Below are 15354 nucleotides of genomic sequence, written 5' to 3'. Positions count from 1 at the left end.
ATACACACATCCAGCGCTTTTGCAAAGAGACGGTATAGATGCTAGGAGCGTACAAAAAACACCCGCAGGCACGGTAAAAAATGTACGTCCTGTACATTTTTTACCTACGTGTTTGCTGCGCAAACACGCTGCTGCGTAGAACCACCGCCGTCCATGTCCATAAAACTTTACTTTATACAAAAGTATGTTATACTGGAGGATATGGAAGTGCTCGGTGTTTACGCAAGGACAAGCAGGGATAGCGGTGAGTTTTCTACAATAGACCAGCAAGTTAAAGCTGGAATTGATTTCGCTAATCATAATAACATGAAGTACAAAGTATTTCAAGACAAAGGTTTCTCTGGATACAAAATTGACGATAGCGAGGATAAAGACCCTTTCGCTAACCGACCAGCTTTTTCAGAAATGATTGAAGCAATAAAACTCGGTACCATCAACGCCGTATGGGTCTGGGAACATTCGAGGCTCTCAAGAAATCAATACGCTTCCGCCGTTATCTTTAATCTCTTTTTGAAGCATAAAATCCGATTATACGAAAAAGATAAAGAATATGATTTATACGACCCGAACGTTCAATTATTAAGAAGTATGTTGGATGCGGTTGCGCAATATGAAAGACAGTTGATTGTACGGAGGACGACGCGGGGACTTTATAACGCTATTGATAGCGGTAAGCGGAGCTATACGTCATTTTTTGGCTACCGTAAAACCGTCAAGAATGAAAAAGGAAATTACTTATGGGAAGCGGTACCGGCTGAAATTGACCAGCTAAAGAATTGGTTTAAGCGGTTCAAAAATGGGGAATCTTTACGCAGTATTATCGTAAGCGAAGCGGATTTTAAAGATACTACCCGCTATAAATTGACAAGGACTAGCCAGTTATCCCGCTATATGCAGCATTTTGATTATACCGGATATACTCTCAATACTAAGGGATTAGACTATCTTAAAAAATTTGATAACTTTGAAATTGATTCACTTCAAATGCTCCGCAATCCCGATTATTGGGTTAAGTCCAGCGCCTACCCGATAGAAATATTTACCCGTGAGGAATGGATAGAGAATAAGGAGCGGCTAAGAGTACACCGCGGGAAGCGAAAAGAAGCCAAAAATCGTAAAGCTGAAAAAGCCCTTGGGACGGGAATAATACAATGCGCTTTGTGCGGTTCCAAGTACTTCCATCAAATACAAATACAGAAACGGAACGGGAAAGAACAGCACTACTTATACTATTTCCACCATAAAACGATAGCCGGAGCCTGTAGCCAAAAACCCAAATCAATAGTACAGCATAAGATAGACACGATACTCAAAACATTTGTCCTCTATAATATCCTTGCTTCCGATGGGGAGACAAAATTCTTAAAGGAACAATTATTCCAAGAAGAAATTGAAAAGAAAGCTATAAAAGAAAAGCTCAAAACCTTGAAAGCTAATCGCAAAAAACTGGAGATACAAAAAAACAAGTTGAAAAAAGCCCTCGAAGCTGCCGAGGACGTTGGTACTATTACTGTCCTAGCGAAGCAAATTGATAACGCGGAAGGGGCTATCAGCGAAGCGGATAAAAATATTATTGACGCTGAAATTGACCTTGAAAATAAGAACGCCGATATGGAGAAAACTCAAGCCCAGCTATTATATTATTCCGCTAAAGATTTGCTAATACAATTTTTTGAAAAATGGAATATTGAAGAACAGCGTAATCATTTATTACGGGTAGTAGACAGCGCAACTTTAAACGGTACGAAATTGACGATTATATCGGGAGGGGTTACCTATATTTTTAATACGACTAAACACTATCAATTTCCACAAAGTATGTATCAGGAATTACTGGAAAAGGGCGGGAAGAATATTGACTATCTCATAAGCCATCATAAAGAAGAGCTGACCGATGAGGAAATGTACATCGCTACAATGCGTCGTATTTTATTGAGTGGGATAGTAAACGGTTTATCCAGCTTTGATATGATAAGCAAACGAATAGTATTTTAAGAGAAGAAGCCCCGCTAAAAGGGGGGCTTACTTCACTATTGCTTATACTTTTCTCCTTTTAGCGTATCTTCCTTCAATGAGATTCTCCCGCTCAAGAAGCGCAATCTTGACGCTTGCGACGCAGGCTCCACGGGGACTATGACATTCTACAAAGTCTCGAATAGAGTTCATAGTTTCACATGAGAGCTGAAGCGGTTCAACGTTTTCAAAATGAGCTTTTGATAGAACTATAAAATGTTTGTTTCGCCCAATATGCGTAGAGGTATCAAAAAAGCCTTTTCCATTACCATAATCAGCTATCAAACAAGTTTTCGCTAACCGCTTCATTTTTTCATGGCTGAGAATCACTATCTGGCTCGTTGTTTCAAAAACAAGAAGGTTAATATTATCATTGATAAGCCACGTCTCATCTTTATAATCCGTCAGCTCCAAAGATATAACTTTGCTTAAATTCGGGTCTTCTGAATACTTATAATCCACGTTGATTTTTAAGTTTCCCGATTCATAGCAATAATCTCCGAATTTTTTGTTATCCAAGCCATTATAATGGGTTTCGGAAAATTCACATCCATAAGTATCTTTTAAGAACCTTTTAACGCCGTTTCTTGCGGCAGAACTAATTATCTCATTGTTCATAAGTAATTAGTTCCGGCAGTTCTTAAACTCTATCTCCAATAATATTCAAACGCTTGACCGGTACAGCTGGGGTGTTCCCGATTCATTGGTTCGTAGATATAGCTTTTAACCCAAGATTCGTTGAAATCGCTCGACTTCAAAGACTGGATTATCGCAACGGGATTAAGCCCTTTATCTACGCTCCCATTTATAATATCCAACGCCTTTTGATAGTTTTCATTTACCGGATACTTTCGGGCGCAATTCTCTAGCTTCTTGCGGTAATCGGTTTGCCCATTATGGGCGTATACTTTCAAGTTTGCGAGTATCACTTTTTGGGCTTTTTCCTTTTGGCGGGCTTCCATAAGAGGCTTTACGTCAATAGGAGTTGCTTTTAAATTCTTATATAACAACTTTTGCTCTATATTGCCCCGTTTCATATTGAAGCAACGGGTTAGCCGTCCAACCGATGCACAAGCCGTATCAAAAAAACGAGAATCCTCACCGAAGAGCCGTTTTGCCGTTTCTTCCCAGTAGAATTTATAATCTTCTTTTATTAACTCACCATCCGTATGGGGAACCAGAACATGGATGGACTTGTTTCCGCTCAAAGTAACGGAAGCAATATGATTCGTAGTATCGATACTCTTTTTAATAATATCCCACTGTTTTTTAAGTTGTTTACCCAAATCGGTTTCTTGTCCTTCATCTTCGAGGTAGTCAATCTCATAAACAAACATTTTCGGGATAACGTGTTCCGCTTTTCTATCGTCGGCGGTACAGCTTCCGTTTACCATAAATTCATAATTAGTCCCGTGTTGTAAGGCGGTTTCCGGCTTTGTATATTTATCCTTACATACGTGAAGATGGAAAGCGTCGATAAATTCTTGTACTTCTTTTTCTTCTTCCGTCAGGTTTGCGTCTACCGGTTGTCGATTATAACGAACGTCTTTTGTTTCGGCGGTTTCATTCGTTAAAGTTTCTTCAAGCGGTTCAATATCCTCAATGGCGGCATTGATGATGGCTCTATGGGCTTTTAACCACTTTTCCTGTATATCTTCTATATCTTCAAAAGCATCGGGACTTTCATTTTCGGCTAGTCCAATTTCAAGGATTTTATTCCAGGCGAAACTCCACGTCCTAAAGGGTTTTCCGCCCGTTCTAATCTTTTCCCCAAAATAAGTATTGAGCGTATCTTTTAAGTCTCGAAAGTATCTATCATTTTCTTCCGGCTTGCGTTCATTGAAAGCGGTTTCCCGTATGAACTGCCCCAGCTTTAGGTTACCGAGATATTCTTTTCCTTCAAACTCTACAAAATTTTCCAGTTCGTGAATAAGCAAAAAGAACTTACGGGGCAGCTTGGGCGTTTTAGATTTTACTACGTCCCCCAATGAAAAAGTATAACCAAACGGGCAAGATAAAAAGGCTTTTTCAATCCAATATTCCAGCCGTTCAGTAAACGCATCCTCATTACCGGAGTAAGGATAACAAGAAAAGTATTTTTTTAAGTCCTCTTGCGGGATAACGTTTTTATCGCTTATTGCCCCGTCCGTTGCGAATAATACTCGATTGGTGAGAGGAATATAGGCGTATCGGCGGTTATTATCCTCGTCCTCAAGATGGACGTTAGTTGAAATAATATGCGTTGCCCGTGCCCTTAACGCTATCGTCGCCTTTCCCTTTGGTTCATATATATACTCGTTCCTATCAATCTGATTATTAAAAATACCAACCGCCCGATTGCGCCATTCGGTTCGCCCAATATCGTTATGAATAACGAGATGATTATTAGCCGCTTGGGGGGAGTTAAACCGTTGACGGGGCAAATCGTCATCGGTTGATTGAAGCCCGTATTTTTTAAGAACGGACGCTAGCCCCTTCAAAAATACGCTTTTACCGCCGCCCCCACGCTTTAGCTGTTCAAAAATAACGCATACGTCTTGTTTGCGAGCGCCTTCATAACCGAGTTCATTATAAATATTCTCGAATAACTTTCGTATCGCCGTATAGGATGTCGCAAGTGAAGCGGCTTCCCAATTCGGAGAAAGGTACTTCATTGCTTCGATAAAAGTTCGGACGCTTCGTTTATACGGGATTTTGTGAGTAGTATTATCAATAACGAGCGCCGCTATATGGGATTCGATTTCTTCTTTATGGACTTCGTACAAGTCTTGCCCCGTTTTTCCCGCCGGAACTTTTTTAATCCCCTTAATTATGGTTCCGTCTTCCTGCTTTGTCTCAAATTCTTTTTCTAAGAGGCGGTTTCCCCAAAGCGTTGTATTATTTTCTTCTATAAATAAGCGCATTTGCTTATGAAGCGTTTCAAGCGTTAGCTCATCCTTTTTGGCTAGTTCTTGCGCCATTTGGTTGGTAGCTCCTTTTATTGAATCAGTAAACTCCGCTTGCGGGATATAAAAACCGCCTCCGAGTTTAAGGAATTCGCTTAAATCTATTTTCATTTATTCTCCTTTCGGGCATTGTTTGCCCATAATTATTTAGTTGTACGAAAAAGGCAAAAGTGCCCGTTTTTAGAAAAAATCTTTAAATATTTAGTTCAAGAGGGGCTAAAAATGGAATTTCTCTTTTTTATAAATTAACCCGTGATTCTTTCTCCTATATAATAACTGGGAGTTTTTCCCTAGAGTTTTCGCTGAAAAGTTTTTGCTACAGAAATCTTGAAAAACTTTAATTTTTTAGAGAGTTTTTATCGTTACAAAAACGTTAAAAGGTGTTACAAAAAGCGTTACAAAAACGTAAAAAGTGTTACGGAAACGTTAAAAGATAGGTTTAATGGGATTATTTGAGAGAGAAAAACTGTTTTTCTAGCGTCAAAGTGTTACAAGTGTTACAGAGGTGTTACAGTTTATTGATTGTATAAGTCTATATATAATAACGACTTGCTTATTTTTGTAACGATTGTAACACTTGTAACGGCATTTTTAAGTTGAAAAATAAAAGAGTATAAAAGAGTATAATGAGTTGAGAATCACTGTTACAAGTGTTACAACGTTTATTTAATTTATTAAGCCTATATGTATTAAAGACTCACGTAGTAACGCTCCTTGTAACGCTTTCCCATCCCATAGCTATTATTACGCTTTCAAGGCAAGTCTTATCTTCTAATCTGCCTTAATTAAACTCGGCCAACCTAAACTAAAAGAGCTTATCTAACCCGCCGGTTTTTAATACGGGCTATCTTTTTCATTTCGGGGTTATTATAGACTATATAAGAGATAAGGAAGTAGTTCATCCTTATCGAGCAATCTATTTTCATTTTGGGGACTGTGCGTTTTAGTTCAGGCGTACTGTCCCCATCCTTTTATAACTAACTTGTTATGAAAGTAAACCACAATGAAATCTATGAAAAGCTACAAGCCGAGTACCTTCAAGTAAAAGGTTCTAATAGCGCAAAAGAGTATGCGCTCCTAGCTAGAATGTACCTGATATGTCGGGAACTCCAAAGAAATTATATTCTTGATTATTGCCGAAAAAAGAATCTCACCTTTAGACCGGAAGAGCTTGAGGATAAGATTGAAGATGCGACGTTATACGTTATTGATAAGTATCTTTATAAAGAGGACTTCAAAATAGACCGGCTTTCTGCGTATGCGTACTTTGGCTTTCAGAAGGCGATGTTTAAGAAAGAAGTTCCAACGATTAGCTTAGAAAGTCTTATTGAGAATGGGGGAGAAATTCACCTTGCTGAAAAAGTTATGTAGGGAAGCCGGTTGTAATGAGTTCGCTTTAGAACGTTCTTGCTATTGTGAAAAACATAATCGAGAGATAATCCCGTTCCAGAAAGCAAAAAGAAGCAATGAAGACCTGTATCAAACTTCTACGTGGCGGGCTTTAAGAAAAGCTCATATACAACAACAACCCTGTTGTGTTCGGTGCGGGACTAATGAATCATTAACGGTAGACCATATTATCCCCCCGCGAGGAAGTGAAGCGTTATTCTTCAATGTCGATAATCTTCAAACGCTCTGCCGTGAATGCCATCGAGTAAAGACCGCTCAAGAGATACGGGCGCGGTTAAAATGAATGAAGCGGAATTATGTACAATTATTGTGAAATCGGGAACGTTACTTTATAAGATACCCGACCCCACCGGATTATATAATAGAACGATTAAGCGACCTTGCGATATAATCGGCGGGCTTGAATTTAACGGGAAATACTATCCGGCTTTTATAGAAGCAAAATATATGAATACGTTGCGAGCGTTCAACCTTAATCGGATAGAGCCTCACCAAGCGGATTTTTTAACCCAGTGGAGCAAGATAGAGGGAGCTTACTGCTTCATTATTCTCGGTATATCGGTAAATAGAGGCGATATTCGGGCGTATATCTTTGATTGGAAAAGCCTTTGCCCCCTTTATAAAAGTTTCTCAATTCATAAAAAATACCTTTCTCTTCTTCCCTATAACCCAATTCAAAAGAAACGTTTTTCTTGGAATACTATTATTACTACCGAAATTCTTGAGAATACTTATAAAAGAAATAACTAAATCATTATGAAGATAATGGATAAGATAAACCTTGCGGTGGTTAGTATTCTAACGATGGTAGGGGCGGTAGTCGTTGTATCGTTTCTCGTTATGGCGGGGACGAATATGGTACGCCTTGTTTTACGTCTTCCCTTTCTATTGACGTATGAACAATCAATAGTAATCGGAATGGGATTATGTTTATTTTTCGTTTCGGTTGGAATAGGCTTGAGAGCTGATTAGAAGTTGTAAAAGGACTAGCCCCATACTATGAAGTGGAGTTAGTCCTTTCTTTTTGTTTATCGCCTCGGTAGATATAAAGAGGCTAACGGATTAAAAAAATACGTAAACTTTTTTTCAGAATTAAGATTGAAATAACTGTTTAAGAAACCATAATAAGGGACTATGGATTCTTTCCCTTGTAAATCATCAAAGACAAAATAGTTCGGCCTCATTCTCTTTAATGTATTTTGCCCCGCCCGACCGGTTAAGTCTAAATTCTTAATAGCTTCATGTTTATAGATAAGACCGGTTAGTAAAGAAAGGTGGTGTTCTCCATTTCGGTTCAAACCCATCTCTGGCGTTTCTGTTTTAAGCATAAGAACGGGATACCCTTCATATAAATGGCTAATAATTTCCGATAAAGAAAAGTTAGCCTTGAAGGATACTACCGGTATATCGTCGGGGCAGCCTAGCCACAAGTTGAAACAGAAAGCATCTGCATGAAGCATGCAGTCCGGTATCGTTTTATCCGGCATCCCTAATGCTAAGTCAAGATAAAAATCTGGATTTATCTTTTCATAGTGAGCCATAACTTCTTTACTGGAATCGAGAAAGGCGAGGTAATCATGTTCAGGGCGGCCGCTTTTTATCGGCAATGGAATATTGTGTAATTCTGCCGCCCTACAAAAAAGAAACGTAGTATGAAGCGGGTTATCCAATGCTATTTTGTTTTTCGTGTTCGGGGCAACGCTTAAAAGCAATCCCCTTTCTGTAAATAAAAGTTGTTTCATAATTATATAGTTTAACCGTGAGAAAGTAGCGCTAATGGGTTTCTTCTATTATATGGAACACTTTTAAGAGGAGCTGAATCGCTCTAATTTATAAGAATATTTAGCTAAATATGTAATATTGGGATAGTATTTTTAATAAAAACGCTCTTTTTCAAGCAAAAATGAGCAAAAACCCCATATATACTGTCAAAAAATGAGTAAAAATAAGCAAAATCACCAGCCCCCGTTTCAAAAAAGATATGTCAATTCCAGACCTGCCGGTAGACTATATGAGTATGAATGAAAAACCACTAGATAAGGAAATAGCGTCCATTAAAGCGGCGATGAATAGCCCCGATTTATGCAAAGGAACAGCCTCCACCTATACGAGAGTTTCCGGATATTTTAGACCGGTTCGGGATTGGTGCGAGGGAAAAGCTCAAGAGTATCGGGAAAGAAAAGAGTACATCATTTAATGCCTCGACAAAGAAAAACGGTTGCGCAATTAAAGAAAGAAGGGACTTTCAGAAAAGACCGCCACGGAAAGCGAGAAGAGGCGGAGAACGCTATAACCGCTCTCTCTGTGTTCACCGAAGAAACAAAGCTTATTGCGCCTACTTCCATTACGGAAAAGTATTTGAAAGAGTATTACGAATACCATACTTCTCTTTTAATCAATCTTAAAATTCTCAATCCGGTAGACCTTCCCGAACTGGAGATTTTATATAATCTGATTCAACAATTACGGGATATTCAACGCGCCTTAAAAAAGACGGATATAGTTAAAGATTTTGACGCTTACGAACGGTTGACCAAGCTACAAGTATCAGTAAGTAATCAATGTAACAAGTTAGCCAATAAGTACTATATTAGCCCCTCTGCAAGAACGAAGCTCCAACTTGACCAGCTTGAATTACAACATAAGAGTATTGAAACGAAGTCGGCAATAGCGAAGCTACTGGATAAGAGGAACCAATGAAAGCGTACGAGGAACTAGTAGCCGCCTATTGTAAAGATATAAAAAAGCGGAAAGATACCAGCGGGGCGATATACTAAGAAAGCGATAGAAAGATATTTATCAGATAGGAAAAAAGAAAAGGAAGCGGGCTTCCCCTTCACGTTTAATAGTGAACGCTTTAGCGAATTCTGCTCTTTTGCCGAAAGTTTAATTATTCCCGATACTAAAAAAGCCTCTGGAATTATTACCGTGGCAATTATTTATCTACGCAAACCTCTATGGATTTTACTATAAGGATAATCTTGAACGCCGTCGCTTCCGTCAAGCCTATATAGAAGTGGCGAGAAAGAACGGAAAAACGACCGGCTTATTATTTCCTCAAATTCTCTATGATTTTCTCGTTACCGACGCCGCCGAAAGCTATCTTGTTTCAAAAGATACCGCCCAAGCGGAAAAATCTTTCCGAGAATTAAAGGCAATTATTAAAGCGGATTCAGACCTTACGAAAGTGAGTGAGTGTTTTACGAATAGCGTTTTATATCAGAATAGTCGAATAGCGTTTTTTTCCTCGGAGAGTACCGCGATAGATGGCTATAGAAATTCCCTATCAATTATCGATGAATTCCACTGCTATGATAATGATAAGATAGTAACGGCGTTTCGTTACGGTTCCCGCGCCCGACTAAATGGATTAGTCGCTATCATAACGTCGGCGGGACTCGATATAAGTAATCCCTGTTACGCGGAAAATAAAAAGTGTAAATCAATCCTTAATAATACGCTTACGGATGAGAGCTACTTTGGTATTATTTATGCGTATGACGAAAAAGATGACTGGAAAGATTGTAAAAACTTTATAAAAGCGAATCCCTCACTTGGCTGTATACTCAAGCCGGACGTATTAGAATCCGACTTAAACGATGCGTTGATAACGCCAAGCCACCAAGGGGATTTTAAATCAAAGACGTGCGGTTTCTGGGTAAACGAAAAAAGCAGCTGGATACCGTTAAATAAATGGAAACAGTACGAAGCAATAAACTATGAAACGCTTGAAACGCTTCCTTGTTACGGTGCGTTAGACTTATCAAGTGTCAACGATATGACCGCTTACTCTCTTTGCTGGTACTTAAACGGGAAGTATTATTTTAAACATCTATTTTATATACCGGAAGAAACCGTACAAGAACGCTATCGAAAAGAAAATATCAACTTCCTCGAATGGATAGAAAAAGGTTACGTGAAGACCACCGCAGGAAGTACTATAAACTATGAAGAAATTTATAGCGATATTGTAAAAGATGCGAGGCGGTACCGTATCGAGGAAATAGCGTATGACCGATGGCAAGCAAACTTTTTAATTGAAAAATTAAATAGTTCCTTACCGGAAATAACGTATATCGATTATGACCAGTCATTAAAGAATTTTGCCTCTCCGACAAAAGCGTATGAACGTCTTGCGCTGGAAGAAAAAATCATTGACCCGAATCCTGTTATTCTTTGGCAATTACAAAACGTTATGATAAAGCCCGATGTCAACAATAACTATAAACCGCTGAAAGAATATAAATCTTCAACAAAACGGATAGACGGTATCATTACTTCAATTATGGCGCGGGATAGATGCGAAGCCGCTCACAAAGCAGCCCCCGCCGTTTCATTCGATACAATACTTCATTCCTTCTAAGACTATATATATAAGGTATAAAAACGAATTATGAAATTATTCCAATTCTTTAGAAATAAAAACGCAAAGACGAAACCGAAAGCGCTTTATGATTATACGAGTATTATTAGCGCGTATGAAACGTACGAGGAAGCGGCCTTTTCCTGTATTGATAAGATAGCCAGTGCGTTCGCTTCTCTTTCGTATGGGGTGTACGATAAAAGGACGAAACAGAAAATAAACCATCCAATATATGACGTATTAGAGGAACCGAACCTTGACGAAACTCACTTTCTTTTTTTCTATTCCCTCATTAAAGATTATTACGCTGGGAACGTCTATCTTTATAAATATACCAATGAAGAAGGGCGCGTTATTTCGTTATTCCGCTTAAACCCCAGCGCGGTAATCGTAAGCCGAAACGAATTTAATCAAAAAATCTATACCTATTACGGGAAGCGGTATGATAGTGAGAAAGTTTTACATATTCCCTCTCGGTTCGGCTATGATGGAAAAAAAGGACAATCTATTTTTGAAGTCTGTCGCAAAACTTTCGAGGCTTCCCATAATTTAGATGATTATACGATAAACACCTTTGATAATTCGATGGGTAAGCGATTAGTCATTGATTTAACAAAAGCATATCCGAACGCAAGTGAAGATGAACAGCGGAAAATCAGAGACCGCTATATAAAAACGTATGGGGGAACCGAGAACGCTGGAAAGCCGATTGTAAAGACCGGCAATATTGAGTTTTCAACAATAGATACCGGCGTAAGCGATAACCGCGCAAACCAATTAACGGAAAATCGGCTTTTCCAACTTGAAACAATAGCGCATATTTTTAACGTTCCGCTTTGCTATCTTACCGGTAAAGACGTAGGGGATATAGAAACGGTAACGACACTTTTTATGACGCAAGCGATTCAACCGCTAGTAAGCGCTTTTGAAGAAGCGCTTCATACGTTATTCCCTCCTAGTGAAAAAAGAGCGGTATACGATTGAATTTAATTATAATTCGGTACTCAAGACTTCTTTAACGGCAAAAATTGACGCTTATACCAAGCAAGTAATGAATGGGATTTTAACGCCTAATGAAATTAGACGGAAAGAGAACCTCCCCTCCCTTGAAGCGGGAGATACGGCGTTTATTCCAGCAAACCTTATGCCGCTGACGGAAGAAAATATTACCGCTTATATGGCAAAATCAAAAAATTGAGATAGAGAATGCTGCCCTTGCCGGAACGACAATAGGTAAGGGTTCGGATAAACAATAAAAGGACTATAATAATATGAAGGAAAAGATTGTACGGAACTTAAAAACAAATTTTACCGCGCGGGAAGAAAACGGCGAGAGATGGATAATTGGTTTAATTCCCTATAATTCAAGAAGTGAAAACTTAAACTTTTGGGATGAGAATGACCCATGTTTTGAAGTGATAGAAGAATCAGCGTTCAAAAAAACATTAGCGGATAAAGCGGAAGTGCGGGCTTTATTTGCTCACGACGCAAACAAAGTATTAGGAAGTACGAAATCGGAAACATTACAGCTTGAGCAATCGAGTGAGGGCTTAATTTGTCGTTGTAAAGTTCCCAATACTACGTGGGGTAACGATGCTTTTGAGGTTATTAGTCGTGGAGACGTAACTACGATGTCATTCGGCTTTATCCCATATAAACAAGAAAGAAGGGGGAACGTAACGTATTTACAATCCGTGAAGCTAGAGGAAGTTTCATTCTGCGTAGCGTATCCCGCCTATGAAAAAACAACGTCATTCACGTCGATAAGGAGTTTATTAAAGACTATGGAATTAGAAAGATTGAATCAAATAATAGGGGGTGATGAAACAGTAACGGAAGAGGAAAAGAAAGAACTGAAATCCGTTATTGAAAAATTACAGACTATTATTAAAGAGGAAGAGAAAGAAGAGAATCTCGATAATCAGCAGCCCGATAAAAGGGAACAGCCGGACGGCACTCCCAAAGAAAACGGCACTGAACAGGAGGAACTTGAAAAACTAGCCCTTCTTTGTGAAATGGAACTTGAAAACTAATAAAGGAAAAACTATGGAAAAACTTATTGAAGAGAAAAGATTGATTGAAGTAGAGCTGCGCTCTCTCTCGGAAAAGGTAAAGGAAGGAAGTATAAAGTCCGCCGACGCTAAGGCAGAATTTGAAGCCTTACGGACAAAAAAACATGATATTGAAAAGCGGATGGCGCAGCAGACCGCTCCCCAGCAACGGGAGAAAAAGCCAGAGGGCGTATTTGCCGACATTGCAAAAGCGATGCAAGAAAAGCGGAGCATTACCCTTTCCGGAACTGGCGTCGTTAATACGATACGTGAAATCGTCCAGCTTATGGGAAGCAAGAAAGCGGTTCTTGAAAAAGTGCGCTACTTCTACGGAGAGAACGCAAGTACGGTTATCCCAATTTGGGGAACAGCTTTAACGCGCCCTGCGCCGGTTGCGGATGATGGAACGCTGGCAAAAGAAAATACAGCGAATTTAGGAAATACAACCTTGACCGCTAAAGCCTTTGGTATAAGTATCCCCGTCTCGAATGAAACCTTGAAGTTATCGGCGGCCGCTTTTGAAAGTGAACTGCAAGGCATTATTGCCGATACGTTCGCTGATTGTATGGCGTATGAAATCTTTAATGGAACGGGAACCGGCGGACATTTTTCTTCCGTTCTTTCCAGTACCGCCGAGACAATGAAAACCGCCGCCGTACAAGTGAAACTGTCCGACCTTGCCCATTTTGCCCTTACCGTTTCGGATAAAACGGATACGGCTTGTATCTTCTTACATCCGGCAGTATATACGGCATTTATTGCTGACGTTACCGATGCGCATAAGGTATACCGTGAAGATTTAATCAGAAACAAGATGATTGAAAATGTACCGGTAATTGTTACTTCTTATATGCCGAAAGAAATGACAACAGGTTCAAAAATCGCTGTAGCGGGAGACTTCCAAAACTACGCTGTTGCGGTTGCCGGTGAATTGAATATTGAACCGAAAAAGACCGCCGGTAGTTTAGTAACGACATTTGATGTCGATATGTATCTTGCCGGAAAACCTGCTCTGGATAAGAACTTTACCGTCTTACAAGTTAAATAAAGAAATTAAAAAATGAAACTAAGGGAAGTGAGTTTATAGCTTGCTTCCCTTTTTTATTTTAAGACTATACTAGTATGATAATAACGATTGAAGATTTACAAAAATTTACGAATGTGTATCCCGAAGATACTAATAGTCAACAAGGCTTATTTGTGGAATCGGCTTGTAATATTATCGCAAACTATCTTCATTATGAACCGGAAGAAAAAGCGTATACATTTTTTATCGACGGAACGGGAGAAAAAGAAATACAAGTGCCCGCCCAACCAATAACTGAAATAAAACGTATCGAAGTTGACGGCGTTATTCAAGAGGGCTGTTTTTTTGATAGAAACTGTATTTTTTCATCAATTCCTTTTCCGAAAGGGAAGCGAAATATAAAAGTTATTCTCACCGCCGGTTATAAAGAAATCCCCGCAATTATAAAACTGACCGCCTTGCGGATTGCCGGTATTCTCCAAACGGAAAGCAATAATAATATTGGAATCAATTCAAAAAGTTTCCAAGATAGTGGAACGCGAACTTTTATCAATACTACCAACTTTGATAAGTATTTATTACAAATCGCAGACTATAGGATATAAAATACAATGGTTCAAGTACAAGTTGAAATTGATTATAAAGAGTATGAAAGGCAGCTTAAAGATTGCAAAGATAAGATGCCGAAAATTGCCCGCCGTCTCGTTGGGAAGGTGAATGCCCAAGTAAAAAAAGAAGCCCGCAGGACTATGAGACAACGAGGCTTTAATAAACAAAAAGAAGAGGGCATTTATAAAAATCTTTTTTCATACGCTAATACCGATTTTACGGCAAAAATAGGGATAAAGAAAAAAGCGTTCTATGCACGTTTTGTCGAAAAAGGCGCACGGATAACCGCCCGTAATGGCTATCTCACTTTCAAAGTGAATGAGAAATTCGTAAAAGTAAAATCGGTAACGCTTCCGGCAAAGCCCTTTTTGGAACCGGCGATTCGGTATTACTGGAATACCGGCAAAGCTGACGCAATAATGGATACCGCTTTTCAAAAAGAACTCGATAAACTATTTAGGGATTAAGAATGATAGATTTTTTAGACCAGCAAGAGAAAATAAAAAAATATATTCAGGATAATTATAAAGCGGTACTGAAAGAATTGCGGCTCTCTGATGTTGACGCTTACGTTGATGATTATCTTGATTTTGACCGGTATACAAAGTCAAAACAATTATTTTATGACTTTGGAAAGTACACGTTCACTAGTTTAAGCAACGAAAGTAATAAGGAAACGCTTGAATTTACAATATACCTTACCTTTCGTAACGGAAAAGCAAGCGAGTTGAAAGAAACTATGCTGAAATACGCCGCGGCTTTCTATGAAATGGTGGAGCGTTCTGGCGGAAACTTTGGTATATCGGATTTTGGTATTATTGAATCGGTAGCGTTCTATAACGCAACGGAAGCAAACGTACACATCAAATTATGTGAGCTAACAATAAAAGTCGAGACGGAACGTTAAGACTATATTACTAGAAAAGGAAAAATAAA

General features: G+C 39.0%; 18 protein-coding genes. 15 read left to right on the top strand and 3 right to left on the bottom strand.

All coding sequences use genetic code 11. From position 1 onward, the window contains the following. Positions 1-201 precede the first annotated feature (201 nt). A complete protein-coding gene (locus GWP43_RS09335) occupies positions 202-1995 on the top strand; it encodes a recombinase family protein (protein WP_230977653.1) in 1794 nt (597 codons plus the stop codon). Between the two features lie 42 nt (positions 1996-2037). Here the strand turns inward: GWP43_RS09335 and GWP43_RS09330 are convergent, their stop codons facing one another. Then, positions 2038-2631, bottom strand: a complete 594-nt coding sequence (locus GWP43_RS09330; protein WP_162663923.1) for a hypothetical protein — start codon at positions 2629-2631, stop codon at positions 2038-2040. A 29-nt stretch (positions 2632-2660) separates the two neighbouring features. Continuing rightward, positions 2661-5069, bottom strand: coding sequence for a primase-helicase family protein (locus GWP43_RS09325; protein ID WP_162663922.1), 2409 nt, complete (start codon positions 5067-5069; stop codon positions 2661-2663). An 876-nt stretch (positions 5070-5945) separates the two neighbouring features. Between GWP43_RS09325 and GWP43_RS09320 the strand changes: the two genes are divergently transcribed. The 4 genes from GWP43_RS09320 to GWP43_RS09305 are packed head-to-tail and all read left to right on the top strand — an operon-like array spanning position 5946 to position 7340. Beyond that, positions 5946-6329 carry a hypothetical protein gene (locus GWP43_RS09320; protein ID WP_162663921.1) on the top strand — a complete coding sequence of 128 codons (384 nt, stop codon included), beginning with the start codon at positions 5946-5948 and terminating at the stop codon, positions 6327-6329. After that, positions 6292-6651 carry an HNH endonuclease gene (locus GWP43_RS09315; RefSeq protein WP_162663920.1) on the top strand — a complete coding sequence of 120 codons (360 nt, stop codon included), beginning with the start codon at positions 6292-6294 and terminating at the stop codon, positions 6649-6651. Before GWP43_RS09320 ends, GWP43_RS09315 begins: the two co-directional genes overlap by 38 nt. Continuing rightward, on the top strand, positions 6648-7118 hold the full coding sequence (locus GWP43_RS09310; RefSeq protein WP_162663919.1) for a Holliday junction resolvase RecU: 471 nt from the start codon (positions 6648-6650) through the stop codon (positions 7116-7118). The genes GWP43_RS09315 and GWP43_RS09310 overlap by 4 nt, the downstream gene beginning before the upstream one ends. Before the next feature lie 15 nt (positions 7119-7133). Continuing rightward, positions 7134-7340 (top strand): hypothetical protein, encoded by a 207-nt coding sequence (locus GWP43_RS09305; RefSeq protein WP_162663918.1) that lies wholly within the window; start codon positions 7134-7136, stop codon positions 7338-7340. Positions 7341-7396: 56 nt separating this feature from the next. Here GWP43_RS09305 and GWP43_RS09300 read toward each other — a convergent pair whose 3' ends face one another. Then, entirely contained in the window at positions 7397-7909 is a 513-nt protein-coding gene (locus GWP43_RS09300) for a hypothetical protein (RefSeq protein WP_162663917.1), read from the bottom strand. A 476-nt stretch (positions 7910-8385) separates the two neighbouring features. Here GWP43_RS09300 and nrdD point away from each other — a divergent pair, with 476 nt between their 5' ends. The 10 genes from nrdD to GWP43_RS09255 all read left to right on the top strand — a co-directional run bounded on the left by nrdD (position 8386) and on the right by GWP43_RS09255 (position 15325). Then, a complete protein-coding gene (gene nrdD, locus GWP43_RS09295; RefSeq protein ID WP_162663916.1) occupies positions 8386-8565 on the top strand; it encodes an anaerobic ribonucleoside-triphosphate reductase in 180 nt (59 codons plus the stop codon). After that, positions 8565-9068 carry a P27 family phage terminase small subunit gene (locus tag GWP43_RS09290; RefSeq protein WP_162663915.1) on the top strand — a complete coding sequence of 168 codons (504 nt, stop codon included), beginning with the start codon at positions 8565-8567 and terminating at the stop codon, positions 9066-9068. Before nrdD ends, GWP43_RS09290 begins: the two co-directional genes overlap by 1 nt. A 199-nt stretch (positions 9069-9267) precedes the next feature. Then, positions 9268-10731 (top strand): terminase large subunit, encoded by a 1464-nt coding sequence (locus GWP43_RS09285; RefSeq protein ID WP_162664833.1) that lies wholly within the window; start codon positions 9268-9270, stop codon positions 10729-10731. Between the two features lie 30 nt (positions 10732-10761). Continuing rightward, on the top strand, positions 10762-11715 hold the full coding sequence (locus tag GWP43_RS09280; protein WP_230977652.1) for a phage portal protein: 954 nt from the start codon (positions 10762-10764) through the stop codon (positions 11713-11715). Continuing rightward, positions 11690-11929: a phage portal protein gene (locus tag GWP43_RS14950; protein ID WP_230977651.1), complete on the top strand. Its 240-nt coding sequence runs from the start codon at positions 11690-11692 to the stop codon at positions 11927-11929. Before GWP43_RS09280 ends, GWP43_RS14950 begins: the two co-directional genes overlap by 26 nt. Before the next feature lie 73 nt (positions 11930-12002). Then, positions 12003-12764, top strand: coding sequence for an HK97 family phage prohead protease (locus tag GWP43_RS09275; protein WP_162663914.1), 762 nt, complete (start codon positions 12003-12005; stop codon positions 12762-12764). A 13-nt stretch (positions 12765-12777) separates the two neighbouring features. Continuing rightward, positions 12778-13830 carry a phage major capsid protein gene (locus GWP43_RS09270; RefSeq protein WP_162663913.1) on the top strand — a complete coding sequence of 351 codons (1053 nt, stop codon included), beginning with the start codon at positions 12778-12780 and terminating at the stop codon, positions 13828-13830. Positions 13831-13904: 74 nt separating this feature from the next. Beyond that, a complete protein-coding gene (locus tag GWP43_RS09265) occupies positions 13905-14414 on the top strand; it encodes a hypothetical protein (RefSeq protein ID WP_162663912.1) in 510 nt (169 codons plus the stop codon). A gap of 6 nt (positions 14415-14420) precedes the next feature. Beyond that, positions 14421-14885 (top strand): HK97 gp10 family phage protein, encoded by a 465-nt coding sequence (locus tag GWP43_RS09260; protein WP_162663911.1) that lies wholly within the window; start codon positions 14421-14423, stop codon positions 14883-14885. A 2-nt stretch (positions 14886-14887) separates the two neighbouring features. Beyond that, entirely contained in the window at positions 14888-15325 is a 438-nt protein-coding gene (locus GWP43_RS09255; RefSeq protein WP_230977650.1) for a hypothetical protein, read from the top strand. Positions 15326-15354: the final 29 nt, after the last annotated feature.

This window comes from Treponema vincentii, from assembly GCF_010365865.1.
GTDB lineage: Bacteria > Spirochaetota > Spirochaetia > Treponematales > Treponemataceae > Treponema.
This window is presented reverse-complemented; position numbering and strand designations above follow the sequence as displayed.

What these genes read in the sequence shown, in the direction of transcription:
- GWP43_RS09335 (WP_230977653.1), top strand. Translation starts at nt 202, where the DNA reads ATGGAAGTGCTCGGTGTTTACGCAAGGACAAGCAGGGATAGCGGTGAG.
- GWP43_RS09330 (WP_162663923.1), bottom strand. Translation starts at nt 2,631, where the DNA reads ATGAACAATGAGATAATTAGTTCTGCCGCAAGAAACGGCGTTAAAAGG.
- GWP43_RS09325 (WP_162663922.1), bottom strand. Translation starts at nt 5,069, where the DNA reads ATGAAAATAGATTTAAGCGAATTCCTTAAACTCGGAGGCGGTTTTTAT.
- GWP43_RS09320 (WP_162663921.1), top strand. Translation starts at nt 5,946, where the DNA reads ATGAAAGTAAACCACAATGAAATCTATGAAAAGCTACAAGCCGAGTAC.
- GWP43_RS09315 (WP_162663920.1), top strand. Translation starts at nt 6,292, where the DNA reads ATGGGGGAGAAATTCACCTTGCTGAAAAAGTTATGTAGGGAAGCCGGT.
- GWP43_RS09310 (WP_162663919.1), top strand. Translation starts at nt 6,648, where the DNA reads ATGAATGAAGCGGAATTATGTACAATTATTGTGAAATCGGGAACGTTA.
- GWP43_RS09305 (WP_162663918.1), top strand. Translation starts at nt 7,134, where the DNA reads ATGGATAAGATAAACCTTGCGGTGGTTAGTATTCTAACGATGGTAGGG.
- GWP43_RS09300 (WP_162663917.1), bottom strand. Translation starts at nt 7,909, where the DNA reads ATGGCTCACTATGAAAAGATAAATCCAGATTTTTATCTTGACTTAGCA.
- nrdD (WP_162663916.1), top strand. Translation starts at nt 8,386, where the DNA reads ATGAATGAAAAACCACTAGATAAGGAAATAGCGTCCATTAAAGCGGCG.
- GWP43_RS09290 (WP_162663915.1), top strand. Translation starts at nt 8,565, where the DNA reads ATGCCTCGACAAAGAAAAACGGTTGCGCAATTAAAGAAAGAAGGGACT.
- GWP43_RS09280 (WP_230977652.1), top strand. Translation starts at nt 10,762, where the DNA reads ATGAAATTATTCCAATTCTTTAGAAATAAAAACGCAAAGACGAAACCG.
- GWP43_RS09275 (WP_162663914.1), top strand. Translation starts at nt 12,003, where the DNA reads ATGAAGGAAAAGATTGTACGGAACTTAAAAACAAATTTTACCGCGCGG.
- GWP43_RS09270 (WP_162663913.1), top strand. Translation starts at nt 12,778, where the DNA reads ATGGAAAAACTTATTGAAGAGAAAAGATTGATTGAAGTAGAGCTGCGC.
- GWP43_RS09265 (WP_162663912.1), top strand. Translation starts at nt 13,905, where the DNA reads ATGATAATAACGATTGAAGATTTACAAAAATTTACGAATGTGTATCCC.
- GWP43_RS09260 (WP_162663911.1), top strand. Translation starts at nt 14,421, where the DNA reads ATGGTTCAAGTACAAGTTGAAATTGATTATAAAGAGTATGAAAGGCAG.
- GWP43_RS09255 (WP_230977650.1), top strand. Translation starts at nt 14,888, where the DNA reads ATGATAGATTTTTTAGACCAGCAAGAGAAAATAAAAAAATATATTCAG.